The sequence below is a fragment of the Trinickia symbiotica genome (assembly GCF_003028655.1).
GTDB lineage: Bacteria > Pseudomonadota > Gammaproteobacteria > Burkholderiales > Burkholderiaceae > Trinickia > Trinickia symbiotica_A.
This window is the reverse complement of the sequence record NZ_PYUC01000014.1, coordinates 24,942-47,535: the sequence shown is the minus strand read 5'-3', so window position 1 is coordinate 47,535 and position 22,594 is coordinate 24,942. Positions and strand designations below refer to the sequence as shown.

The 22,594-nt window shown below is 66.0% G+C and carries 24 protein-coding genes; 11 read left to right on the top strand and 13 right to left on the bottom strand.

Annotated elements, in window-relative coordinates:
- Positions 1 to 35: 35 nt before the first annotated feature.
- The 8 genes from flgF (at position 36) to flgL (ending at position 8,976) form a co-directional block, all read left to right on the top strand.
- Positions 36 to 794 carry a flagellar basal-body rod protein FlgF gene (gene flgF, locus C9I57_RS24715; protein WP_107153228.1) on the top strand — a complete coding sequence of 253 codons (759 nt, stop codon included), beginning with the start codon at positions 36 to 38 and terminating at the stop codon, positions 792 to 794.
- A 48-nt stretch (positions 795 to 842) separates the two neighbouring features.
- Complete coding sequence (flgG, locus tag C9I57_RS24710) at positions 843 to 1,631, top strand: flagellar basal-body rod protein FlgG (RefSeq protein ID WP_107153227.1); 789 nt, start codon at positions 843 to 845, stop codon at positions 1,629 to 1,631.
- A gap of 75 nt (positions 1,632 to 1,706) precedes the next feature.
- Positions 1,707 to 2,405, top strand: a complete 699-nt coding sequence (locus C9I57_RS24705) for a flagellar basal body L-ring protein FlgH (protein ID WP_018443264.1) — start codon at positions 1,707 to 1,709, stop codon at positions 2,403 to 2,405.
- Between the two features lie 2 nt (positions 2,406 to 2,407).
- Positions 2,408 to 3,604 (top strand): flagellar basal body P-ring protein FlgI, encoded by a 1,197-nt coding sequence (locus C9I57_RS24700; RefSeq protein ID WP_258187803.1) that lies wholly within the window; start codon positions 2,408 to 2,410, stop codon positions 3,602 to 3,604.
- A 22-nt stretch (positions 3,605 to 3,626) separates the two neighbouring features.
- On the top strand, positions 3,627 to 4,622 hold the full coding sequence (gene flgJ / locus C9I57_RS24695) for a flagellar assembly peptidoglycan hydrolase FlgJ (RefSeq protein ID WP_107153225.1): 996 nt from the start codon (positions 3,627 to 3,629) through the stop codon (positions 4,620 to 4,622).
- Between the two features lie 254 nt (positions 4,623 to 4,876).
- On the top strand, positions 4,877 to 5,644 hold the full coding sequence (locus C9I57_RS24690) for a flagellar brake protein (protein WP_107153311.1): 768 nt from the start codon (positions 4,877 to 4,879) through the stop codon (positions 5,642 to 5,644).
- Between the two features lie 131 nt (positions 5,645 to 5,775).
- Entirely contained in the window at positions 5,776 to 7,725 is a 1,950-nt protein-coding gene (gene flgK / locus C9I57_RS24685; protein ID WP_107153224.1) for a flagellar hook-associated protein FlgK, read from the top strand.
- 12 nt (positions 7,726 to 7,737) lie between these two features.
- Entirely contained in the window at positions 7,738 to 8,976 is a 1,239-nt protein-coding gene (gene flgL, locus C9I57_RS24680; protein WP_107153223.1) for a flagellar hook-associated protein FlgL, read from the top strand.
- 84 nt (positions 8,977 to 9,060) lie between these two features.
- Here the strand turns inward: flgL and fliR are convergent, their stop codons facing one another.
- The 13 genes from fliR to fliF form a co-directional block, all read right to left on the bottom strand.
- Positions 9,061 to 9,843 carry a flagellar biosynthetic protein FliR gene (gene fliR / locus C9I57_RS24675; protein WP_107153222.1) on the bottom strand — a complete coding sequence of 261 codons (783 nt, stop codon included), beginning with the start codon at positions 9,841 to 9,843 and terminating at the stop codon, positions 9,061 to 9,063.
- Between the two features lie 41 nt (positions 9,844 to 9,884).
- The gene (fliQ, locus tag C9I57_RS24670; RefSeq protein WP_107153221.1) at positions 9,885 to 10,154 is read right to left on the bottom strand and encodes a flagellar biosynthesis protein FliQ; all 270 of its coding nucleotides are present in this window, start codon (positions 10,152 to 10,154) and stop codon (positions 9,885 to 9,887) included.
- Positions 10,155 to 10,177: 23 nt separating this feature from the next.
- Complete coding sequence (gene fliP, locus C9I57_RS24665; protein ID WP_258187802.1) at positions 10,178 to 10,972, bottom strand: flagellar type III secretion system pore protein FliP; 795 nt, start codon at positions 10,970 to 10,972, stop codon at positions 10,178 to 10,180.
- Positions 10,973 to 11,536 (bottom strand): flagellar biosynthetic protein FliO, encoded by a 564-nt coding sequence (gene fliO / locus C9I57_RS24660; RefSeq protein WP_107153220.1) that lies wholly within the window; start codon positions 11,534 to 11,536, stop codon positions 10,973 to 10,975.
- On the bottom strand, positions 11,533 to 12,009 hold the full coding sequence (gene fliN, locus C9I57_RS24655; RefSeq protein ID WP_107153219.1) for a flagellar motor switch protein FliN: 477 nt from the start codon (positions 12,007 to 12,009) through the stop codon (positions 11,533 to 11,535). Before fliN ends, fliO begins: the two co-directional genes overlap by 4 nt.
- Positions 12,002 to 13,000: a flagellar motor switch protein FliM gene (gene fliM, locus C9I57_RS24650; RefSeq protein ID WP_107153218.1), complete on the bottom strand. Its 999-nt coding sequence runs from the start codon at positions 12,998 to 13,000 to the stop codon at positions 12,002 to 12,004. The genes fliN and fliM overlap by 8 nt, the downstream gene beginning before the upstream one ends.
- 91 nt (positions 13,001 to 13,091) lie before the next feature.
- A complete protein-coding gene (fliL, locus tag C9I57_RS24645; RefSeq protein WP_107153217.1) occupies positions 13,092 to 13,589 on the bottom strand; it encodes a flagellar basal body-associated protein FliL in 498 nt (165 codons plus the stop codon).
- Positions 13,590 to 13,846: 257 nt separating this feature from the next.
- On the bottom strand, positions 13,847 to 15,433 hold the full coding sequence (locus tag C9I57_RS24640) for a flagellar hook-length control protein FliK (protein WP_107153216.1): 1,587 nt from the start codon (positions 15,431 to 15,433) through the stop codon (positions 13,847 to 13,849).
- A gap of 19 nt (positions 15,434 to 15,452) precedes the next feature.
- Positions 15,453 to 15,908: a flagellar export protein FliJ gene (fliJ, locus tag C9I57_RS24635; protein WP_107153215.1), complete on the bottom strand. Its 456-nt coding sequence runs from the start codon at positions 15,906 to 15,908 to the stop codon at positions 15,453 to 15,455.
- Positions 15,909 to 15,932: 24 nt separating this feature from the next.
- Positions 15,933 to 17,336 (bottom strand): flagellar protein export ATPase FliI, encoded by a 1,404-nt coding sequence (gene fliI, locus C9I57_RS24630; protein ID WP_258187812.1) that lies wholly within the window; start codon positions 17,334 to 17,336, stop codon positions 15,933 to 15,935.
- 29 nt (positions 17,337 to 17,365) lie between these two features.
- Positions 17,366 to 18,040 carry a flagellar assembly protein FliH gene (fliH, locus tag C9I57_RS24625; RefSeq protein ID WP_107153213.1) on the bottom strand — a complete coding sequence of 225 codons (675 nt, stop codon included), beginning with the start codon at positions 18,038 to 18,040 and terminating at the stop codon, positions 17,366 to 17,368.
- Positions 18,027 to 19,022, bottom strand: coding sequence for a flagellar motor switch protein FliG (gene fliG / locus C9I57_RS24620; RefSeq protein WP_107153212.1), 996 nt, complete (start codon positions 19,020 to 19,022; stop codon positions 18,027 to 18,029). Before fliG ends, fliH begins: the two co-directional genes overlap by 14 nt.
- A complete protein-coding gene (gene fliF / locus C9I57_RS24615; protein WP_107153211.1) occupies positions 19,012 to 20,817 on the bottom strand; it encodes a flagellar basal-body MS-ring/collar protein FliF in 1,806 nt (601 codons plus the stop codon). Before fliF ends, fliG begins: the two co-directional genes overlap by 11 nt.
- 282 nt (positions 20,818 to 21,099) lie before the next feature.
- Here fliF and fliE point away from each other — a divergent pair, with 282 nt between their 5' ends.
- From fliE to C9I57_RS24600, 3 genes are all read left to right on the top strand, one after another.
- A complete protein-coding gene (fliE, locus tag C9I57_RS24610) occupies positions 21,100 to 21,441 on the top strand; it encodes a flagellar hook-basal body complex protein FliE (protein ID WP_107153309.1) in 342 nt (113 codons plus the stop codon).
- Between the two features lie 365 nt (positions 21,442 to 21,806).
- Positions 21,807 to 22,241 (top strand): flagellar export chaperone FliS, encoded by a 435-nt coding sequence (gene fliS / locus C9I57_RS24605; RefSeq protein WP_107153210.1) that lies wholly within the window; start codon positions 21,807 to 21,809, stop codon positions 22,239 to 22,241.
- A complete protein-coding gene (locus C9I57_RS24600; protein ID WP_018442655.1) occupies positions 22,238 to 22,567 on the top strand; it encodes a flagellar protein FliT in 330 nt (109 codons plus the stop codon). Before fliS ends, C9I57_RS24600 begins: the two co-directional genes overlap by 4 nt.
- Positions 22,568 to 22,594 lie beyond the last annotated feature (27 nt).

Genomic DNA, 22,594 nt, shown 5'->3' with positions numbered 1-22,594 from the left:
TGACGCTTCGATCGATATCGCGGGGAGTTGAGCGAATGGACCGATTGATCTACACGGCGATGACGGGCGCGAGCCAGGCGCTCGAGCAGCAGGACGTCGTCGCCAACAATCTCGCGAACGCGTCGACGACGGGTTTCCGGGCACAGCTCGCGGCATTTCGCGACGCGCCGCTCGCGTTCGGCGACGGCACGACAATCAACACCGACACGACGCGCACGTTCGTGCTCTCGTCGACGCCGGGTGCCGACTTCTCGCCGGGTCCGATTTCGCAGACGGGCAACCCGCTCGACGTCGCCATCGAGGGCCCGGGCTGGCTCTCGGTGCAGACGCCCGACGGCAATGAAGCGTACACGCGCGCGGGCAATCTGCATGTCGATCAGAACGGTCAGCTCGTCACCGCGAACAACCTGCAGGTGATCGGCACCGGCGGCCCGATTTCGGTCCCGCCCGGCGCCGATGTGACGATCGGCAAGGACGGCACCGTCTCGGCGCTGATCCCGGGCAACCCGCCCACGGCGATCGCCACCATCGATCAGTTGAAGCTCGTGAATCCCGATCCGGCCACGCTTCAGCGCGGCAACGACGGGCTCTTCCGCACGGCCGACGGCCAGCCCGCGGATGCGGACCCGACGGTGCAGGTGGCCTCGGGCGCGCTCGAAGGCAGCAACGTGAACTCGGTTGCGGCGATGGTCGCAATGATCACGAATGCGCGGCAGTTCCAGATGCAGACGAAGCTGCTTCAGACCGCCGACCAGAACGACCAGTCGGCCAACCAACTGCTGCAGTTCAGCTGATCCGCGCACCTCGTGTGAGCCGATCGATCTACCAGGAGAAGTTTTACCGTGAACCGCTCGCTCTATATCGCCGCCACGGGCATGAACGCCCAGCAGGCCCAGATGGACGTGATCTCGAACAACCTGTCGAACGTCAGCACGAACGGGTTCAAGGGCTCGCGCGCCGTGTTCCAGGATCTGATCTATCAGACGCTGCGCCAGCCCGGTGCGAACTCGACGCAGCAAACCGAGCTGCCGTCGGGCAGCCAGGTCGGCACCGGCGTCGAGCAAGTGGCGACCGAGCGTCTTTACACGCAGGGCAACCTGCAGCAGACCGGCAACTCGACCGACGTCGCCATCAACGGCAACGGCTTCTTCCAGGTGCAGATGCCTGACGGCACCACGGCCTATACGCGCGACGGCGGGTTCCAGAAGAACGCGCAGGGACAGCTCGTCACGGCGAGCGGCTATCAGCTCATTCCGGCGATCACGATCCCGAACAACGCCACGTCGCTCACGATCGGCACTGACGGCGTCGTCAGCATTACGGTGGCCGGCTCCACGAACACGCAGAACGTCGGCACCCTGCAGCTCGCCACGTTCATCAACCCGGCCGGCCTCGAGTCGAAAGGCCAGAACCTCTTTTCCGAGACGGCCTCGTCGGGCACGCCGAACGTGACGACGCCGGGCCTGAACGGCGCGGGCATGGTGCAGCAAGGCTACCTGGAGGCGTCGAACGTGAACGTCGTGCAGGAGCTCGTCAACATGATCGAGACGCAGCGCGCGTACGAAATCAACAGCAAGGCCGTTCAGACTTCGGACCAGATGCTGCAGACCCTCAGTCAGATGTCGGTGTAAGGGTCGGCCGTGTCGTCGTCGTCGAAGATCAGGCGGTAGAAAAAGATGTCGCAAACGAGCCCCATTCCGTTTCGCATGCGCACGCTGCGCGCGGCGCTCTCGCTGGTTCATGCGGGCGCGCTGGCCGGCATGCTCGCGGGCACGCTGGCCGGTTGCGCCCAGATCGAGCACCGGCAGCCGATCACGCAGCAGCCGATGACGGCCACGCCGCCCGTGCCGCCGCAGCTTCAGCCGCCGGGCTCGATCTACAACCCCGGCTTCGCCGGCCATCCGCTTTTCGAAGATCAGCGGCCGCGCAACGTCGGCGACATCCTGACGATCGTCATTCAGGAAAACATCAACGCGACGAAGACGTCGGGCGCGTCCGCGAATCGGAACGGCTCGACGGGATTCTCGGCAACGGGGCCCACGGGCGTATTGCCTGGTCTCTTCAGCCACCTGAACGGCTCGGGCACGGGGACCAACACGTTCTCGGGCACGGGCGGCGCGAACGCGTCGAATACGTTCAGCGGCACGATCACCGTGACCGTCACCAACGTGCTGCCGAACGGCAATCTCGTCGTGAGCGGCGAGAAGCAGATGCTCATCAATCAAGGCAACGAGTTCGTTCGGTTCTCGGGCGTGGTGAATCCGAATACGGTCACCGGCGAGAACACGGTCTATTCGACGCAGGTGGCCGACGCCAAGATCGAATATTCGGCGAAGGGCTACATCAACGAAGCCGAGACGATGGGCTGGCTCCAGCGTTTCTTCCTCAACATAGCGCCGTGGTGATCATGAAGACGGACTTCGCCCGACGCGTACACGCAGTGTTGCACCGTATCGCCGTACTGACGCTTGCCGCCGCCACCGTCGCTTGCGGCGTTTTTGCCGGCGCCGACGCCGCGCACGCCGAACGCCTGAAGGACCTCGTCTCGATCCAGGGCGTGCGCGACAACCCGCTCATCGGCTACGGTCTCGTCGTCGGCCTCGACGGCACGGGCGACCAGACTTCGCAAACGCCGTTCACGACGCAAACGCTCGCGAACATGCTCGCGAACCTCGGCATTTCGCTGCAAAGCGGCAGCGTGAACGGTGGCAACAATACCGCGCCGAGCAGTATCTCGAACATGCAGCTGAAGAACGTCGCGGCAGTGATGGTGACCGCGACGCTGCCGCCTTTCGCGCGCCCCGGCGAAGCGATCGACGTGACGGTCTCCTCGCTCGGCAACGCGAGCAGCCTGCGCGGCGGCACGCTGCTGCTCACGCCGTTGAAGGGTGCCGACGGTCAGGTCTACGCGCTCTCGCAGGGCAACGTGGCCGTGGGCGGCGCAGGCGCGCGGGCCAACGGCAGCCGCGTGCAGGTCAATCAGCTCGCGTCGGGCCGGATTCCGGCGGGCGCCATCGTCGAGCGCGCGGTGCCCACGCAAGTCGCGCAGGCGGGCGGCACGATGCAGATGGAGCTGAACGACATGGACTACGACACGGCGCAGCGCATCGTGTCGGCGGTCAACAGCCGGTTCGGCGGCGACACGGCCACGGCGCTCGACGGCCGCACGATCCAGTTGCGCGCGCCGGTCGACCCGACCCAGCAGGTGGCGTTCGTCGCCGAGCTCGAGAACATCGACGTCAAACCGGCCCAAGCCGCGGCCAAGGTGATCCTGAACTCGCGCACCGGCTCGATCGTCATGAACCAGATGGTGACGCTGCAAAACTGCGCCGTCGCGCACGGCAATCTGTCGGTCGTCGTGAACACGACGACGGCCGTCAGCCAGCCGGGCCCGTTCTCGAACGGAACGACCGTGGCGACGCCGCAATCGCAGATCCAGTTGAAGCAGGACAACGGGGCGCTCAAGTACGTCACGGCGGGCGCGAATCTCGCCGACGTCGTGAAGGCGCTGAACGCGCTCGGCGCCACGCCGGCCGACCTGATGTCGATCCTGCAGGCAATGAAGGCCGCCGGCGCGCTGCGCGCGGACCTCGAAATCATTTGATGCGCGGCTTACGGAGACGCAGATGGACTCCAATCTACCGAACGCCAACGTCGACTTGACGCAGCGCTTCGCGCTCGATTTGCAGGGCTTCGACAGCCTGCGCGCGCAGGCGGGCGCCTCGCCGCAGCAGAGCCTGAAGACCGTCGCCAAGCAGTTCGACGCCGTGTTCTTGCAGATGATGCTCAAGAGCATGCGCGAGGCGACGCCGAGCGACGGACCGCTCGATTCGCAAGACGGCAAGCAACTGACCTCGATGCTCGACGAGCAGCTTGCGCAGTCGATGTCGTCCAAAGGCGTCGGCGTGGCCAATGCGCTCATCTCGCAACTGTCGCGCAACGCGGGGCTTGCCGGCAGCAATACGAGCGCGGGCGGTGGCGCGGCCGGCATGCTCGGCGCGTTGACGGGCGGCGGCAACGCTAGTGGCGGAGATGCCGGCAACACGGCCATGCTCAACGCGCTTGCGCGCGCCTATTCGAACTCGGCGGCGAACGGGGCGCTCGCGAACGGCTCGGGCTACTCGGCGGCGAGCGCGCTGACGCCGCCGTTGCGCGGCAACGGCGAGTCGCCGAAAGTCGATGCGTTCGTCGAGAAAATGGCCGCGCCGGCGCAGGCGGCGAGCGCGGCGACGGGCATTCCGGCGCGCTTCATCATCGGCCAGGCCGCGCTCGAATCGGGCTGGGGCAAGGGTGAGATCAAGAATGCGAACGGCACGCTGAGCCACAACGTCTTCGGCATCAAGGCGACGAAGGACTGGACCGGCAAGACGGTCACGGCCGTCACGACCGAGTATGTGAACGGCAAACCGCAAAAGGTCGTCGAGAAATTCCGCGCCTATGATTCCTATGCCGATGCGATGACCGACTACGCGAAGATGCTGCGCAACAATCCGCGCTACGCCTCCGTCGTCAACAACTCGCATGACGCGGCGAGCTTCGCGCGCGGGATGCAGCGGGCCGGCTATGCGACCGATCCGCACTATGCGCGAAAGCTGATTTCGATCATGCAGCAGATGGTTTGACCGAGCGATAAAAAACGGGAAAAACTCACGCAACGCGCTGCGCGATATCGAGTGCGACGGGGCCCTCGTTGTCACGATTGCACCCAAAAAACAGAAAAATCAGTCAAACTATAAAAAATTTTCTGTAGGGCTACTAAACTTTGCACGTTTGATGCCGCTAATCAGATAGTCCCTGTTCGGATCGCTGTAAAGCATTCGAAAGCATGCGCGCCGGCGCCTTCGGGGCAGCGCGTTACTACGCATACGGCAAGACCATGGATACCAATCAGGCGAACGACTCGACTTCGGATGCCGCTCCGCACGCCGCGGAGCCCGAGTTCGATTTCGGCCGGCGCAACCCGCTCGAGATCGGCGTGCAGTTGCGCAACCTCGCCAACCGGGGAGACTTCCTGACCGTCCAGTACAAGGGCGGCCAGTTCGTGACGCGCATTCTCGAAGTCGACGTGCGCGCCCGCACGTTCCTGTTCGATTGGGGTGCGCTGCCCGAGCAGAACCGCGGTGCGCTCGCCTCGCCGGCGCTCACGTTCCGTGCCTCGCCCGAAGGCGTGCGCGTCGAGTTTTCGACGGCCACGCCGACGGAAACGCGCTTCGAGGGGCTTCCCGCATTCGAGGCGGCGTTCCCCGAGGTGCTCTTCTACATGCAGCGGCGCGAGTACTTCCGCGTCGACGCGCCCGTGCTCGATCCATACTTTTGCCGCGGCACGCTGCCCGAGGGCGACTCGTTTCGCTTCGAGATTCACGATCTTTCGCTTGGCGGCATCGGCCTGCGCACGACGGACGAGCGGGTCAGGGAGCTGCCGATGGGTGTCACGCTGCCCGACGTCGAGGTCAATCTTTCCGGCCACGGCACGCTTTCCGTCGACCTCGAACTCGTCTCGATGCGCTCGACGGAGCTGCCCAACGGCCTCAAGCGCTTCCAGCTCGGCATGCGCTTCCTTTCGCTGCCCGGCAGCGCCGAGAACACGCTGCAGCGGATCATCACGCAGCTCGAAATGAAGCGGCGCTCGCTCGTCAGGGCTTAGCCGGCGCCGAGGGCGTAATACGACGAAATGCGCTGTCGCCCTTAAATTTTCTTACCGACGGCCGATATACATCTGTTGGCACTCTCTCAACAGGCGGCGGCACGTATGCCGGCCGCCCTCCAGGATGAAGCATGTCAAGCAGCGATATCTTCGGCATCGGCTTGTCGGGCCTCTCGGCCGCCCAGTGGGGCTTGACGACGGCGGGCAACAACATCAGCAACGCGTCGACGGCGGGCTATACGGTCGAGACCAATGTCTACGCCGAGTCGGCGGGACAGTACACGGGTTCGGGCTATTTCGGCAGCGGCGTGACGACGGTCACGGTCCAGCGCAACTACAGCCAGTACCTCAGCACCGAGCTCAATAACGCTAATTCGACGGGAAGCGCGCTGTCGGCCAACTATTCGATGGCGTCGCAGCTCAACAATCTCGTAGGCAGTCCGACGGCCGGCATATCGGCGGCGATTTCGGCCTATTTCACCGGGTTGCAGAACGTCGCGAACGCGCCGAGCAATCTTGCCAATCGCCAGACGGCGATCAGCGACGCACAAACGCTCGCGACGCAGCTCAATGCCGCGGGCCAGCAGTACGATCAGTTGCGCCAAAGCGTCAATCAGCAGCTCACGGAGTCGGTCAACCAGATCAACAGCTATACGCAGCAAATCGCGCAGCTCAACGTGCAGATCAAGAACGCGAGCTCGCAAGGCCAGCCACCGAACCAGCTGATGGATCAGCGCGACCAGCTCGTTTCGCAGCTCTCTCAGCAAGTCGGTGCCTCGGTTGTGCAGAATTCGGACGGCTATAGCGTCTTTCTCTCGAGCGGCCAGCCGCTCGTCGTCGCCAATTCGAGCTTCGATCTCGGAACGTCGGTATCGTCGGGCGATCCGAGCGAGCTGGCGGTGACTTATAAAGGCTTGCACGGCGCGACGTCGGCCTCCGGTTCGACGCAATACCTGTCCGACAGCACGCTGTCGGGCGGTACGGTCGGCGGCCTGCTGGCCTTCCGCAGCCAGACGCTCGATCCCGCCGAGTCGCAGCTGGGCGCGATCGCGACGAGCTTTGCTGCGCAGGTCAATGCCCAAAACGCACTCGGCATCGATCTATCCGGCAGCGCGGGCGGCAACCTCTTTACCGTGGCCTCGCCGACGGTCTATGCGAATCTGAACAACACCGGCAACGCGACGCTTTCGGTTTCGCTCGCCAACGCATCGTCGCCGACGACCGACGACTACTCGCTTTCATTCGCGAGCGGCACCTACACGCTGACCGATACGACGACGGGTTCGGTTGTCGGCACCGCAACGTCCATCGCGACAGGCAGCCCCGGCACGACGATTGGCGGCCTGGTTCTCACGATGCCGTCGGGCTCGATGAGTGCCGGCGACTCATTCACGATCCAGCCGACACGCGGCGCGCTCAACAGCTTCGCCCTCGCGACGACGAACGCGTCGGCGATCGCCGCCTCGTCGCCGGTGCTCGTCTCGGCCTCGAGCACCAACACGGGAACGGCGACGGTCACGCAGGGCTCGGTAGCGGCGGGCTATAGCGTCTCGAGCATGACGCTGACTTACAACTCGGGTTCGGGGACGCTCAGCGGTTTTCCCTCGACGTCCACAATATCGGTCAACGGTACCGCGCAGAGCGCGGGCACCACGAGCATCACCTACAACTCGGGCGATACGATCACGGTCAACGGCGTCAGCTTCACGATCAGCGGGACGCCGGCGAACGGCGACACGTTCACGATCGCCAAGAACACGGGCACGGACGACGGCCGCAATGCGTTGACGATATCGAACCTCGTCTCGAGCACCGTGTTCTCGAACAGCACGACGCTGACGGGTGCCTACGCCAACTACATCAACAACATCGGCAACTCCGCGAGCCAGCTCAAATCGGCGAATACGGCGCAATCGGCGCTCGTTTCGCAGATCCAGTCGGCTCAACAGTCGGTGTCGGGCGTGAACCTCGACGAAGAAGCCTCGAATCTGCTCAAGTACCAGCAGCTCTATCAGGCGAACAGTAAAGTGATCCAGACCGCCGAGTCGATGTTCCAGACTCTCATCGGCGCCATCCAGTAAAGGGTCCAGGCCATGCGTATCTCGACCGCACAGTTTTACAACCAGAGCGTCCAGTCGATGGACAACCAGCAAAGCGAGCTGAACGACCTCTATCAGCAGATTTCGACCGGAAAGTCGCTGCTGACGCCGGCTGACAATCCGGTCGGCGCCGCGCAGGCGGTGCAGCTCACCCTGACGTCGGAGACGCTCACGCAGTACACGACCAATCAGAACGCGGCGCTTTCGTCGCTGCAGCTCGAGGACAAGACGCTCCAGAGCGTGACGGGCGTCATGGCGAGCGTCAAGTCGCTGATCACGCAGGCGGGCGACGGGTCGCTCACGGACTCGCAGCGCTCGGCGATCGCGAAGACGATGGAAGGCTATCGCAGCCAGCTTCTCTCGCTTGCGAACACGAGCGACAGCAACGGCAGCTACGTCTTCTCGGGTTTTCAGTCGAAGACGGCGCCGTTCACGAACAATGCGTCGGGCGGCGTGACGTACCTCGGCGACAGCGGCGTGCGCGAAGTGCAGGTGGCCAATACGACGACGATCGCGACGAACGACAGCGGAGCGAACGTGTTCCTGTCGGTCCCGGGCCTCGGCACGTCTCCCGTTGCGGCGAGCTCGACGTCGAACACGGGCAACGGCACGATCACGCAGCAACCTGTCATCACCGATCCGACCGCCACTTCGAACAGCGACAGCTTCACGATCACGATCGGCGGCACGTCGGCGGCACCGACTTACTCGATCGCGGACACGTCGCCGACCGGAGGCACGACGACGACGGGGCCGTTCACCTACACCGCCGGTTCAAGCATCTCGCTCGGCACCGGCATGTCGGTGACGCTTTCGGGCAACCCGAACCCCAGCGACACGTTCACGGTGACGCCGTCCACGGCTTCGCAAAACAGCAGTCTGTTCACGACGATCGACTCCATCATCTCGGCCCTGCAGACGCCGACGAGCGGCAGCGCGGCGGCCGGTGCCACGCTCGCGAACGCGCTGTCGACGGGGACGGTGCGCTTTCAGAACTCGCTGTCGGCCATCACCGTCGTGCAAGCATCCGTCGGTGGCCGAGAGCAGCAGCTCAACGCGTTGCAGACCGTGACGCAGACCAACTCGGTGCAGACGCAAAGCAATCTCTCGAGCGTGACCGATATCGACATGACGGCGGTCATCAGTCAGTACGAGCTCCAGCAAACGTCGCTGCAGGCGGCTCAGCAAAGCTTCGTCAAGACGCAAGGGATGTCGCTGTTCCAATATCTGTGACCGCACGTCGATACACGCCGGGCTAACCCTGGCGTGCCAACATGAGGCAGGCCCCTCGCTGAGCGAGGGGCTTTTTTTAACGCTTCAACGCATCCCCGCCGCGACGCGCCCCATCGCCTCGGTGCCGAGATCAAACAGCCTGGCGAAAAACGGGATCATGTTCGGCAGCATCAGTTGCAAGAGCAGCAGGCCCGCGAGCAGCGTCACCGAAAAGCCCACCTGAAAGATGCCGATCTGCGGCGCGGCGCGGTTGAGCACGCCGAGCGCGAGGTTTGCGATCAAAAGCGCGACGACGACGGGCAGCGCGAGCAGCAGCCCCGCCGAGAACACGGCGCCGCCCCATTGGACGAGCGCGTTGAAGCCGCCTCGGCCGAGCATGTCGGCGCTGACCGGTATCGTCTGGAACGAGGCGGCGAGCGACGTGATCAGTTGCAGGTGGCCGTCGAGCGCGAGGAACGCGAGCATCGCAATCGTGCTCATGTAGCGCGCGACGACTTCGGCCGAGGCGTTCGAGGTCGGATCGAAAAACGTCGCAAACCCGAGCCCCATCTGCAGGCCGATCAGCGTGCCCGCCTGCTCGACGGCCGCGAACGCGAGCTGCATCGTGAGCCCGAGCGCCGCGCCGATCACGAACTGATTGACGAGAATCCAGATGCCGGTGGCCGAGAAGACCGTCGCCTGTGGCAGCGGCGCGAGCGTCGGCGAGACGACGAGCGTCAGGAACGCCGCGAGACCAATCTTGACGCGCGCGGGCACCGACGACTGACTGACGACGGGCGCCGTCCCGATCACGGCCGCGATGCGCGCGAACGGCCAGAGGAACGCCGTCATCCAGACGTTCAACTGCGCATAGGTGACGGTGAACATCGGTCCGTTGGCGAGGAGAAGGGGAGAGGAGCGGCGCCGGCCTACCCTGCCATCGAAGGAATGCTCGTCAGCACCTGGCGCATGTAGTCGAGCACGATCGAGAGCATCCAAGGCCCGGCGATGACGAGCGTGAGCGCCACGGCGACGAGCTTCGGAATGAACGTCAGCGTCGCCTCGTTGATCTGCGTCGCGGCCTGAAAGAAGCTCACGAGCAGCCCCACGACGAGCGAGATGACGAGCGGCGGCGCGGTGATGAGCAGCGCGACGTACATCGCCCGATGCGCGAGCGTGAGGACGGATTCCGGCGTCATTCCCTGCGACTCCTGCTGGACATTTATGAGGCGAAGCTCTGAGCGAGCGAGCCGATCAAAAGCTGCCATCCGTCGACGAGGACGAACAGCATCAGCTTGAACGGCAGCGAGATCGTGACCGGCGAGACCATCATCATCCCCATCGACATCAGCACGCTCGCCACGACCATGTCGATGATCAGAAACGGGATGAAGATCGTGAAGCCGATCTGAAAGCCCGTCTTCAGCTCGCTCGTGACGAACGCCGGCACGAGCAGCGAAAGCGGCACATCCTCGGGCCCTTGCATCGGCGGGGCGTGCGAGATCCGCGCGAAGAGCGCGAGGTCCGATTCGCGAGTCTGGCGCAGCATGAATGTCTTGAAAGGCGCCACGCCGCGCTGCACGGCCACGTCCATCGAAACCGTGCCCTCCGAGAAGGGCTTGTAGCCGTCGTTGTACGCCTTGTCGAGGACCGGCGACATCACGAACAGCGTGAGAAAGAGGGCGAGGCCGACGAGTACCTGGTTCGGCGGCGTCGTCGCCGTGCCGAGCGCCTGCCGCAGCAGCGAGAGCACAATCACGATGCGCGTGAAACTCGTCATCATCAGTACCATCGCCGGCAGGAACGACAGCATCGTCAACACGAGCATCGTCTGCACGGTCAGCGAATAAGTCGTGCCGCCGTTCGCGCCCGGTGTCGCGGTGAGGGCCGGCAGGCCGGCGGCCTGCGCGAACGAGGAGATGGGCGCGAGCGTAAGCGTCAGCGCGATCAGCGCGAAAGTGACGGACGATGCGGCTCGCGCGAGCCGCGCCGCCCGCGCGGTCGAGCACAACGACATTTACTTGCCTCCGCCCGAGGGCAGGAAAAAGCGCTTCTTCGCCTCGGCCGCGAGCGCGGCGCGAAAGCGCGAGCTGAATGAGGTGGGGGATGCGGGATGCCCGCCGTCGGGCCCGCCCGAGCCCAAGCCGCCGCCCGCGGCATGCGCGACATCTTTCGAGCCGGCCGGCAGCGTGTGGAGCAATCGCACGTTGCCGGGCGCGGCGCCGAGCACGAGCCAGGTGTCGCCGATCTCGACGACGGCCACGCGTTCCTTGCCGCCGAGCGAGACGCCGCCGATCGTCCTCACGATATGGCCGCGCGCACCCGGCGCGAAGCCGGTACGGCGCGCGACCCATGCGCAGGCGAGCACGAGGGCCACGACGGCGGCGAGGCCGAAGAGCGTCTGGAGAACGGCGCCGATGCCGAGCGACGGCGCAGCGGTGCCGGCCCCGACGGCCGACGCGATGCTTGCGGCGTGATTGACGGCGTTCATGTCGGCGGCGAGCGCACTGCCGGGCAGCGCGAACAACGCTAACAACGCGGCCAGCGCGCCGGCCGCGGGCCGGCGCAGCACTTCGATCATCGGTTCAGCTTCCGGATGCGTTCGGACGGCGTGATGATGTCGGTGAGCCGGATACCGAACTTGTCGTTGACGACGACGACTTCGCCCTGCGCGATGAGGCAGCCGTTCACGAGCACATCCATCGGCTCGCCGGCGAGCCCGTCGAGCTCGACGACGGAACCCTGTGCGAGCTGCAGCAGATTGCGGATCGCGATCTTCGTGCGGCCGAGCTCCACGGTCATCTGGACCGGGATGTCGAGGATCATGTCGATGTCGTTGCGCGTCGACGTCGGCGCGACCTTCGAGAGCGGCTGGAACACGCCGGCCGCGGCCGTCGGCGCCTCGTTCGAGTTCTGCTCGGCGAGCGCGCTCGCCCAGTCGTCGAGGCTCGTTTCGTCGCTGGCCGCGGCGGCGGCCTGGGCTTCCATCGCGGCGGCCATCTGGGCTTCGACCGCGTGGGTGCCTTCGTTGGGCGTGGCGTTGAGGTCACTCATATCCAGCTTCCTTCATCGTATCGGCCGCGCTGATCATCTTTTGCACGCGCAGCGCGTATTGACCATTGAAAATTCCGTAGCCGCATTCCATGACGGGCACGCCATCGACTTTCGCCACGATGTGCTCGGGGATGTTGATCGGCAGCACGTCGCCGGCTCGCATGTTGAGGATGTCCTCGAACGTCACGTCGATGGCGGCGAGCTCGGCCGTCAGCTCCACTTCGGCCGCCTGCACCTGCTGCGACAGCACGCGCACCCAGCGCCGGTCGACTTCGAGCGCTTCGCCCTGGATCGGCGAGGAGAGCACGTCGCGAATCGGCTCGATCATCGAGTACGGCATGCAGATATGGAGCGTGCCGCCCGTCGGCCCGAACTCGATCGAGAACTGCGTGACGATGACGATTTCGTTCGGCGTCGCGACGTTCGCGAACTGTGTATGCATCTCCGAGCGTACGAACTCGAACTGCAGCGGCCGCACGCTCTTCCAGGCCGTCGTGTAATGCTCGAAGACGAGGTTCAGCAGCTTGCCGATGATGCGCTGCTCGGTGGCCGTGAAGTCGCGGCCCTCGACGCGCGTATGAAAGCGCCCGTCGCCGCCGAACAGATTGTCGACGACGAAGAAGACGAGGTTAGGATCGAACACGAACAGCGACGTGCCGCGCAACGGCTTCACGTGCACGAGATTCAGGTTCGTCGGAATCGGCAGATTGCGCGTGAACTCGCTGTATTTCTGCACCTTCACCGGCCCGACGGAGATTTCCGCCGTGCGGCGCATGAAGTTGAAGATGCCGATGCGCATGAGACGAGCGAAACGCTCGTTGATGATCTCGAGGCCGGGCATCCGGCCGCGGACGATGCGCTCCTGCGTGGCGATGTTGTAGGGACGTACGCCCGATTTCTCGCCATGCTCGGCAGCGGAGTCGGACTCGCCCGTAACGCCCTTGAGGAGTGCATCGACTTCCTCTTGGGACATGAACTCTTCGTGGCCCATCGCGCTTGTTCGTCCCTCGTTTGATGAGATCGCTCAGGTGGCGTCGGTTGGTGCCCGGTGTGTCACGTCATCCACCCGGGCGCGGACGCCGCTACTGGACGACGAATTCCGTGAACAGCACTTCCTCGACCTGCACTGGCGGCGCGCCCGCATCGGTCGGTTGCTCCACGAGCGACTGCAATTCTTTCGCGAGCGCGCGCTTGCCGTCGAGCGTCGAGAGATCCTCGGGGTGCTTGTTCGACAGGTCGAGCAGAATCCGGCTGCGCAGCTCGGGCATATGCTCCGTCAGGCGCGCTTGCATCTTTTCGTCGGCGAGCTTGAGCGTCAGGCCTACGCGCAGGTAGTGCTGGCCGTCGTCGGAGAGCAGGTTCACCGTCATCGGCTCGAGCGCGAAGAAGACCGGCGGCGCGGGCGGAGGCGGCGCCGCCGGCTTGCCCGGGGCGCTCTTCGACAAAAAGAAGTACATGCCGCCCGCAGCCGCGCCGGCCGCGACGAGAGCGATCAGGAGGATCAGCACGATGCGCTTGACCTTGCCCGTCGTAGCGGGCTGGGCGGCGTTCTGCTGAGTGGCTGCGGTCGTGGAGGCCATGAAAATGCGTTGCGTGTGAGCGGTAGGATGGATTGTTGGCCAAACGGGGCGCCAACGATAAGCCGAAAAGAAGGGAGATTCGACGCCATCTCGTCCGTTTGGCGCGGCCGGGCGAACCGCGCCCACGCTGACGTCGGCCGCCGCCGGCACCCCCGCATGGGTTTTTCTCCGAGGGGACGACGCGAACGCGTGCGTTCAGGACGCGTCGCTCATGCTGATTGTCTAAGCGGCGACACGCCCAGAGGCTCGTCGATCGTTCAAGCGAACGTGTCGACCAAGCCCGTCGTGCGGCGCGTGGGTAGCGTGCTCGTCGTGGTGACGGTGCCGTCGATCGCATCGTCGGCGCCCGCGCGCCGCGAGCCGTTCCGGCCACCGCCGCCCGATTGATATTGCTGGTTCGCCTGGCGCGCGGAGCCGTCGCTGACGCTTGCGCTGCCCAGGCTCAACCCGCCCGATTCGAGCGCGTCGCGCAGCTTCGGCAACGCCGCTTCGACGGCTTCGCGCACTTGCTGGTGCTGCGAGACGAAGAGCGCGTGCGCATGGTTGTCCGCCACTTGCAGCACGACCTGCAGCGGGCCGAGGTCGGGCGGGTTGAGCGTGAGCTCGGCGCTTTGCTGATGCGCGTTCGAGAGGAAGACGACCTTCTGGGAGAACGCGTCTTCCCAGTCGTCCGTGCCGACGGTCGGCGCAAGCGAGGCGGCGCTCGCTGCCGCGCTGGCCGTCGTCGTCGCGCCGGCCGCGCTCGATGCCTGGGCGGTCTGTGCCGCCTGCGCGGCCTGCGCCGTCTGTGCGTCCGTCAATGCGGCATGGGCCGCGTCGGCGACGCCCTTAAGCGCCGCGGCGTCCTGCGAATCGCCGCCGCTCGCCGCCAGTGCCTGCGCGGCCGTCGAAGCAGCCGTGCCGTCCTGCGAGACCATCGCGCCTTGCACTGTCTTCGCGGCTTCCGGCGTGCCCATCGCCGGCGCGCCGTTGGCATTCTTGCCTTGGCCCGTGAGCGAGGCGAGCGCCTTCGAGGCCAGCGGGGAAGCGCCGATGCCCGTCGTCGAGCCGCCGCTGCCGCCGAGTATATGCGTGCCCGTGCTCGCTGCCGACGATCCGCTCGACGCGGCGGCCATGCCGGCCGCGGTGGCCTGCGTGCCCATCTGCGCGGCGAGCGCGGCTTCGATCGCGTCGCGCACCGACTTCGGCGTCGTGCTTGCCGGCTTGGCGATGCCCGTCGCCGTCACGCCGGCGAGAGCGGGGTCGCCGTCGTCGGCGCTCGACGTGGCGCTGGTGTCCGTCTGCGTGCTGCCTTGCCCGGCGGCATTCGCGGCCTGTGCCTGCGCCTGGGCTTGCGCGGCGGCTGCCGCGGCCGCCGCCGCGGCTTGGCTTGCCGCGTCCGTATTGGCGTTTTGCGCGGCGCTCGTCTGCCCGTCGCTCGATTTGCCGTTCGTTCCCTTGCCGGTGCCGCTTGCGCCGTTCGCGCCGTCGCCGCTCGCCTGAGTCGAGCCTTGCGCCGATGCGGAGCCGTCGCTGGGGCTCGTGCTGGCCGTGCTCGAGTTATCGCTCGCACTGCTCGATGCGTTCGCGCTGCCCGCGTTGCTTGAACTGCTAGCGCTGCTCGAGCTGCTCGATGCGGCCTGCGTGGACGACGAGGCATCCGACGAAGCGCCGGAACCGGCGTTGCTCGACCCGCTGCTTGGCGGTTGCGCCGCGGCCTGCTGCTGAGCGTCGATGCTTTGCTGCAAGGTTTGCGCGAACGACGTGCCGGCCGACGCGCTCGAGCTCGCCGAGCCATCGGCCGCGCTCGCCGGCGTGCCGGCGCCGACGCCCGTGAGCGAACCGAGGAAAGAAAAGAGCGACATGGGAAAAGTCCTCTGAAAGTCAGTTCAGCTGATCGCGGCGCTCCATGCGCAGCATTTTCGCGGCATGCTCGTCCGCTTCGCGCTGCTCACGCCGCGCGGTGACGCGCGCTTCGGCGGCTTCGCCGCGCGCGGCCAGCACCTCGTACGAACCCAGCTTGCGCTTCTGACGCTGCCACTCGGGCTTGGCCGCCTCGACGCGCGAGGTGGCTGCCGCGAGCAGGCGCCGCTGTTGCTCGATGGCGCCGTCGAGCGTGTCGATGAACGCCTGGAAGTTGCGCCAGTTGCCGGCCGGCATGCCCGATTGCGCCGCCGTCGAAAAGCTCGCGTGGTATTCATCGCGATAACGGATCAGCGCTTCGAGCTGCGCTTCGATATCGGCCCGCTCGCGCTGGACACGGCCGAGCTGCCGCGCGGCCGCGTCGACATCGTCCTGGGCCAGATCGATCAGCGTCTTGATCGGAAAATCCTTTGTCATCGCCGGACTCCTGGGTCTTCCTCGTTATTCGAACAACGCGCCGAGCAATTCGAGGCTCGGCGCGAACGGCGCACATTCGCGATAGCCTTGCTGCAGGAACGCTTCCATTCGCGGGTAGAGCGCGATTGCACGGTCGAGCAGCGCGTCGCGCCCGCTCGAATACGCTCCGACGTTGATCAGATCGCGGTTGCGCTGGTAGCGCGAGAGCAATTGCTTGAACATGCGCACGCGCTCGAGATGTCGGTCGTCGATGAGCGCCGTCATCGCGCGGCTGATCGACGCCTCGATGTCGATCGCCGGATAGTGCCCCGACTCCGCGAGCGCGCGCGAAAGCACGATATGGCCGTCGAGAATCGCGCGGGCCGCGTCGGCGATCGGATCCTGCTGATCGTCGCCTTCGGTCAGCACCGTGTAGAACGCCGTGATCGAGCCGCCGCCCGCCGGGCCGTTGCCCGTGCGCTCGACGAGCGCCGGCAGCTTGGCGAACACCGAAGGCGGATACCCCTTCGTCGCGGGTGGCTCGCCGATCGCGAGCGCGATTTCGCGCTGGGCCATCGCGTAGCGCGTGAGCGAATCCATCAGCAGCAGCACATGCTTGCCCTGATCGCGGAAGTATTCGGCGAGCGAGGTCGCGTAAGCGGCACCCTGCATCCGCAAGAGGGGGGAGACATCGGCGGGGGCCGCGACGACGACCGAGCGCGCCAGGCCGTCGCTGCCGAGGATCTGCTCGATGAACTCCTTCACTTCGCGCCCGCGCTCGCCGATGAGACCGATCACGATGACCTCGGCGCTCGTATAGCGCGCCATGGTGCCGAGCAGCACGGATTTGCCGACGCCCGAGCCCGCGAAGAGGCCCATGCGCTGGCCGCGCCCGACCGTCAGCAGCGCGTTGATCGCGCGCACGCCGACGTCGAGCACTTGCTGGATCGGCTCGCGCTGGAGCGGATTGATCGAAGGCGAGGAGAGCGGCGCATCGGCGCCGGCCTCGAGCTCGCCGAAGCCGTCGAGCGGCCGTCCCGACGCATCGACGACGCGCCCGAGCATGCCCCAGCCGACCGGCAGGCGCTTGGCGCCGGCGAGCGGATCGGCGACGGGTGCGCTCTCGCGCGGAAAGACGCGCGCGCCGGGCAAGAGGCCGGCGACTTCGGTCGTCGGCATCAGGAATAGCCGGTCGGCGGCGAAGCCGACCACTTCGGCCTCGGCCATGGGCAGCGAGCTGCCGGGCGGCAGCTCGATCATGCATTCGGCGCCGACGCCGAGGCGCAAGCCGACGGCTTCGAGCACGAGGCCCGCGGCGCGTGTGAGCCGCCCGCACGACGAGAGCGGGCGCGCGAGCGCGTTGCGCTCGCCGGCCGCGTTGAGCCGCGCGCGCCAGGCGGCGAGATGCGGGTTGCCGGCGAGCGCCGGATCGGGAGCGGAAAGCGGCATGCGCAACGAGGGCGCGGCGGTTCGGGCCGTCACCACTGGCTCACCTTGCCGAGCGCGCCCGCCACGCGCTCCCAGCGTGTGGCGACGCTCGCGTCGATCTCGCCGCTCGCGGCTTGCGCGCGGCAGCCGCCGCGCTCGATGGCCGGGTCGGTGCGCACCTGCCAGCCGAGCGATTCGAGCTCCTCTTTCAGATAGGCTTCGACGACCGGCAGATCGGCCGGATGGACAATCAGTTGCGGCGAGCCAGTGAGGGCCGGCTCGGCGGCGAGCACCTCGCGCGCGCAGGCGACGAGCGCCGCCGGGTCGTGCGCGATGTGCTGGCGGACGACTTGTTGAGCGATGTCGAGCGCGAGCGCGACGAGCGATTCGGCGAGCTCGCTTTGCACGCCCTCGAGCGCCGACTTGAAAACGCCTGCGAGCGCGCTGATCCGCGCGGCCTCGGCGAGTGCTTCTTGCCGGCCTTTTTCGAAGCCTTGGGCGTGGCCCTGGTCGAAGCCGGCCTGATAGCCGAGCGCCTGACCGGCGACGTGTCCCGAGGCGAAGCCTTGCTCGTGTGCCGCTTCGCGCAGCCGCTGCAGCTCCGCCTCGAGCGCGCTTTCGGCGGCCGGGTCGGGCCGCGGCGGCGGATCGAACGAGGCCATCTCCCAGCGCTGGTACGCCGAGAGCTGTCCTTTGTCCGAGCCGCGCGAATCAGACATAGGCATCTTCCGCCTTTCCGCCGATCACGATCTGGCCGCTCTCGGCGAGATTGCGCACGATCTGGAGGATGCGCCGCTGCTGCGTCTCGACTTCGGACACGCGCACCGGTCCGCGTGCGTCGAGGTCTTCGGCGAGCAATTCGGCCGCACGCTGCGACATGTTCGAGAGGAACTTCTGCCGCAGCGCGGGCTGCGCGCCCTTCAGCGAGATGATGAGCGCCTCCGACTCGACTTCCTTGAGCAGGAGCTGGATCGCACGGTCTTCGAGGTCGAGCAGGTTTTCAAAGACGAACATCTGGTCGATGATCTTTTGCGCGAGCTCGGCGTCGTATTGCTTGATGTTCTCGAGCACCGTCTCTTCGTGGGAGCTCGTCATGAAGTTGAGGATTTCCGCCGCCGTGCGCACGCCGCCCATCGGGCTGCGTTTCAGGTTGTCGCTGCCCGAGAGCAGGCCCGTCAGCACGTCGTCGAGCTCGCGCAGCGCGGCCGGCTGAATACCGTCGAGCGTCGCGATCCGGAGCAGCACGTCGTTGCGCAGCCGGTCGGTGAAGCAGGCGACGATTTCGGAAGCCTGATCGCGATCGAGGTGAACGAGGATCGTCGCGATGATCTGCGGATGCTCGTTCTTGATGAGCTCGGCGACGGCCGGCGAATCCATCCACTTGAGGCCTTCGATGCCGCTCGTGTCGCCGCCTTGCAGAATGCGGTCGATGAGCGCGCCGGCCTTGTCCTCGCCGAGCGCCTTCGTCAGAACCGAGCGGATGTACTCGCTCGAATCGAGCGACATCGCCGTGTGCTGCTCCGCCTCTTTGACGAAGTCCTGCAACACGTTCTCGACCTCTTCGCGCGTCACGTTCTTGAGCGCGGCCATCGCCGCGCCGATCTTCTGCACCTCGCGCGGCCCGAGGAACTTGAACACCTGCGCCGCTTCCTCCTCGCCGAGCGACATCAGCAGCAGCGCGCTCTTGGTGACCCCTTCAGCGCTCATCGGACACCCAATTCTTGACGACGGTGGCTACGATCTTTGGATCCTGGCGCGCGATCGTGCGCGCGTAATCGAGGTTCCGCTCGAATTTCTGCTTCTCGCTCTCGAACGCGAGCAGATTGATCTCTCTGTCGTTGTCGTGCTCGAGCGCCGTCGTGACGGGCGAAGCGTTGGCCGGCGAGCCGTCGAGCAGCACGGGCTCGTCGGGCGAGCCGACGTTCGGGCGCGCCGCCTCGGTCGCCGCCTGCGGCGGCGGGAAGGCGCGGCGCAGCACCGGCCGGACCATCATGAAATAGAGGACGAGGGCGACGATGCCGATGCCGATCCATTTGGCCGCCTGCATCGCGAGCGAGATCACGTCGGGCTGGCGCCACCACGGCAGGTTCGCGAGCGGATCGACCTCGGTCTCGAATGCGCTGTTGACGATGTTGACCGAGTCGCCGCGCTTCGCGTCGTAGCCCATCGCGTCCTTCACGAGCTGCTCGACCTTGGCGAGCTGATCCGCGGCGAGCGGCTGCATCGTCACGTGACCCTTGGCATCGACGACGCGCTGATAGTTGATGACGACCGCCGCCGAGATCCGGCGGATCCCGCCCATCGGCTGCTCCGTATGCGAGACGCGCTTGTCGAGCTCGTAGTTCGTCGTCGCGTCCTTATGCTCGCTGATCGGCGTCGTCGCGGCCGTCGTCGCGCTGGTCCCGCTGGCCGCGACGATCGGCGCCGAGGCCGGCTGCGGCGGCGTGTTCGACAGCGCGCCCGGCACGCCCGAGGCGCCCGTCTGCCCCATCTCCGTCGACGAGCTCGTCTGCTGGCTGCGGATTGCCGCCTGCTGCGGGTTGCCGTTCGGGCCGTAGCTCTCGGCCGTCTGCTCGCTTTGCGCGAAGTCGATATCGGCGCTGACCTGCGAGTGGGCGTTGCCGGCGCCGAAGAGCGGCGCGAGGATCGCATCGATGCGGCGCTGCGTGTTGCGCTCGACCTGCTGCACGTACTTGAGCTGACTAGCATCGAGGCCCGAGCCCGTCGCCGGCTGCGTGAGCAGGTTGCCGTCCTGATCGATGACGGTCACGTTCTTGAACGGCAGGTCGGGCACGCTCGACGCCACCATGTGCGTGATCGCGGCGACCTGTCCTTCGTCGAGCGCGCGGCCCGGAAAGAGGTTGACGAGCACCGACGCCGTCGGCGCTTCCTTCTCGCGCACGAAGACCGTCGGCTTCGGAATCGCGAGGTGCACGCGCGCGCGGCGGACCACGGAGATCGACTCGATCGTCCGCTCGAGCTCGCCTTCGAGCGCGCGCTGGTAGTTGATCTGCTCGGCGAACTGACTGATGCCGAAACGCTCGTTGTCCATCAGCTCCATGCCGACGGAGCCGCTCTTCGGCAGCCCTTGCGAGGCGAGCCGCATGCGCACTTCGGCTACCTGATCGGACGGCACGAGAATCGCGGAGCCGTTCTCGGATAGCTTGTAAGGAACATTGGCCTGCTGCAGCGCGGTAATGATCGCGCCGCCGTCCTGATCCGACAGGTTGCTGTAGAGAACGCGGTAGTCGGGTGCACGGCTCCAGAGGACGAGGGCGGCCACGACGGCGACGAATACGGCCACGGCGACGATCAGCGCCGCGCGCGGGTTGCCGCGCACTTGCGAGAGCGACGACAGGCGCTGGGCGAAGCCGCCGAAATCGGCCGCCCCCGCGCCGCCGGCGCCTGCCACGGCGCCCGCGGCCGGCGCGCCCGGCTGCGCGCCGGCCGCGAGGCCCATGCGGGCGTCGGGGTTGATCAAAGAGTTGGCCTGCGAATCCATGCGTCGGGGTTCTCCGGGATGCGGGGGTGTCCGTCCGGTGCGCGTGCAGGACTACGTGAAACGTAGGCCAAGCCGGCACGGGCAGACACTTTCACGAGGGGGATTATCCATGCCGGGCTGACAAGCCATCAGTCGAATAGAACCGGGTTTACCCCCCAGTTTCGCAAGTTTGGGAAAGGCGGCATTGCTATGCTTGTCATCCATCACCGCTATCACGGTTATGCATGAATGGGCGAGGCGGCCAAAGCGCCGGGCCCGGACAACAGAGCAGAGGGAGAAACGATGACAGTGCCAGTCAACCCGCTCACATCCGCGCTGCAGCAGATGCAGGCGATGGCGGCCGAGGCCGCCGGCGGCTCGAAGGCGTCCGCGCTCGGCGAGCAGGCGGGCGCGGCCAATGCCGGCAGCTTCGCCGCCGCGCTCAAGAGCTCGCTCGACAAGATCAGCACCGACCAAAAAAAGGCCGACAACGAGTGGAAGGCCTTCGAAGTCGGCGCCTCCAACGTTTCGCTCAACGACGTGATGGTCGACATGCAAAAGGCCGGCATCGGCTTCCAGTTCGGCCTGCAGGTCCGCAACCGGCTCGTCACGGCTTACAACGAGATCATGCAGATGTCGATCTGATCGCGCGTTGCCGCCCAGGCTCCCGCTCGGCGGCTCGCTGACGGCAGCCGCCCCATGATGACTTTCCCACCGTAGGGAGTGCCGAAAGGCGGCTCTCTTCGGCGCGCGTTTCATTTCATCAGAAGATTAAATGCAGCTTTCAAAACGGCATTTTTTGAAAGGCTTTTCGCCGAAATTGCGTGTTAATACGACTAAAGCTTTCCTTTCGCGATCCGATAACCGCCTTATAAGCGAGGCATGCCGGGCGAGGCGTGTCCGGGGCTGGCGCGGCCCCATGCTCGGCCTGCGGCGTGCGCGCGCCGCGGCGGGCCGGTCGCGCCTGGCGTTCACCACTGCGAACCATTGAAGAAGAAGGAGAAGCGCCGATGTTTTCCCAAGGCAACGCTGGAGCAAGCGCTTACGCGCGCGTCGGCGTCGAGACAGGGGTGATGGGCGCGGATCCGCATCGGCTGATCCTCATGCTTTACCAGGGTGCGCGCCAGGCGATCGCGCAGGCTCGCATGCATCTTCAGCAAGGCAATATCGGCCCGCGCGGTGAAGCGATCAGCAAGGCCATGAACATCATCGCCGGCGGCCTGCAGGCATCGTTGAAGAAGGACGTGGGCGGCGACCTCGCACTGCGGCTCGACGCGCTTTACAACTACATGGTTCGCCGCCTGCTCGACGCCAACCTGGAGCAAAGCGAGGCGATCCTCATCGAAGTCGATCGGCTGCTCGCGACGTTGGAGGAAGCCTGGATCGGCATCGGCGATCAAGCGGCAAAAAGAGCAGCGCAGGGAGCGCCGGACGCACAACGATGAACGCCAAAGCTGACTATTTCGCCCGCTACGAGGCGATTGCGGCCATTTCAGCACGCATGCTGACGGCGGCGCGCAAGTCGCTGTGGGACGAGCTCACCGAGCTGCAGGACGAGTATCGGGTGCTCGTCGACGCGCTTTGCGCGATCGACGCGGACGTTTCGCTCAACGAGAGTGAACGGCTGCGCAAGTACGACCTCATCCGCCAGATCCTCGCCGACGATGCCGCCATTCGCGATCTCGCCAACCCGAGCATGGCGCGCCTGCAGGTTTTTTTTTCGGCGCCGCGTCCGGCTCACGTGTTGAAGGGGTTGTTCCGCGCGGGATAGCCGCGCCGTATCAGACGCCGCCAGCCG

What these genes read in the sequence shown, in the direction of transcription:
- fliO (WP_107153220.1), bottom strand. Translation starts at nt 11,536, where the DNA reads ATGATCGAAGTGCTGCGCCGGCCCGCGGCCGGCGCGCTGGCCGCGTTG.
- flgJ (WP_107153225.1), top strand. Translation starts at nt 3,627, where the DNA reads ATGGACTCCAATCTACCGAACGCCAACGTCGACTTGACGCAGCGCTTC.
- fliL (WP_107153217.1), bottom strand. Translation starts at nt 13,589, where the DNA reads ATGGCCTCCACGACCGCAGCCACTCAGCAGAACGCCGCCCAGCCCGCT.
- fliE (WP_107153309.1), top strand. Translation starts at nt 21,100, where the DNA reads ATGACAGTGCCAGTCAACCCGCTCACATCCGCGCTGCAGCAGATGCAG.
- flgL (WP_107153223.1), top strand. Translation starts at nt 7,738, where the DNA reads ATGCGTATCTCGACCGCACAGTTTTACAACCAGAGCGTCCAGTCGATG.
- fliP (WP_258187802.1), bottom strand. Translation starts at nt 10,972, where the DNA reads ATGTCGTTGTGCTCGACCGCGCGGGCGGCGCGGCTCGCGCGAGCCGCA.
- fliF (WP_107153211.1), bottom strand. Translation starts at nt 20,817, where the DNA reads ATGGATTCGCAGGCCAACTCTTTGATCAACCCCGACGCCCGCATGGGC.
- fliG (WP_107153212.1), bottom strand. Translation starts at nt 19,022, where the DNA reads ATGAGCGCTGAAGGGGTCACCAAGAGCGCGCTGCTGCTGATGTCGCTC.
- fliQ (WP_107153221.1), bottom strand. Translation starts at nt 10,154, where the DNA reads ATGACGCCGGAATCCGTCCTCACGCTCGCGCATCGGGCGATGTACGTC.
- flgF (WP_107153228.1), top strand. Translation starts at nt 36, where the DNA reads ATGGACCGATTGATCTACACGGCGATGACGGGCGCGAGCCAGGCGCTC.
- fliI (WP_258187812.1), bottom strand. Translation starts at nt 17,336, where the DNA reads ATGCCGCTTTCCGCTCCCGATCCGGCGCTCGCCGGCAACCCGCATCTC.
- C9I57_RS24690 (WP_107153311.1), top strand. Translation starts at nt 4,877, where the DNA reads ATGGATACCAATCAGGCGAACGACTCGACTTCGGATGCCGCTCCGCAC.
- fliS (WP_107153210.1), top strand. Translation starts at nt 21,807, where the DNA reads ATGTTTTCCCAAGGCAACGCTGGAGCAAGCGCTTACGCGCGCGTCGGC.
- fliR (WP_107153222.1), bottom strand. Translation starts at nt 9,843, where the DNA reads ATGTTCACCGTCACCTATGCGCAGTTGAACGTCTGGATGACGGCGTTC.
- C9I57_RS24600 (WP_018442655.1), top strand. Translation starts at nt 22,238, where the DNA reads ATGAACGCCAAAGCTGACTATTTCGCCCGCTACGAGGCGATTGCGGCC.
- fliH (WP_107153213.1), bottom strand. Translation starts at nt 18,040, where the DNA reads ATGCCTATGTCTGATTCGCGCGGCTCGGACAAAGGACAGCTCTCGGCG.
- flgK (WP_107153224.1), top strand. Translation starts at nt 5,776, where the DNA reads ATGTCAAGCAGCGATATCTTCGGCATCGGCTTGTCGGGCCTCTCGGCC.
- fliJ (WP_107153215.1), bottom strand. Translation starts at nt 15,908, where the DNA reads ATGACAAAGGATTTTCCGATCAAGACGCTGATCGATCTGGCCCAGGAC.
- C9I57_RS24700 (WP_258187803.1), top strand. Translation starts at nt 2,408, where the DNA reads ATGAAGACGGACTTCGCCCGACGCGTACACGCAGTGTTGCACCGTATC.
- C9I57_RS24705 (WP_018443264.1), top strand. Translation starts at nt 1,707, where the DNA reads ATGCGCACGCTGCGCGCGGCGCTCTCGCTGGTTCATGCGGGCGCGCTG.
- fliM (WP_107153218.1), bottom strand. Translation starts at nt 13,000, where the DNA reads ATGGGCCACGAAGAGTTCATGTCCCAAGAGGAAGTCGATGCACTCCTC.
- fliN (WP_107153219.1), bottom strand. Translation starts at nt 12,009, where the DNA reads ATGAGTGACCTCAACGCCACGCCCAACGAAGGCACCCACGCGGTCGAA.
- C9I57_RS24640 (WP_107153216.1), bottom strand. Translation starts at nt 15,433, where the DNA reads ATGTCGCTCTTTTCTTTCCTCGGTTCGCTCACGGGCGTCGGCGCCGGC.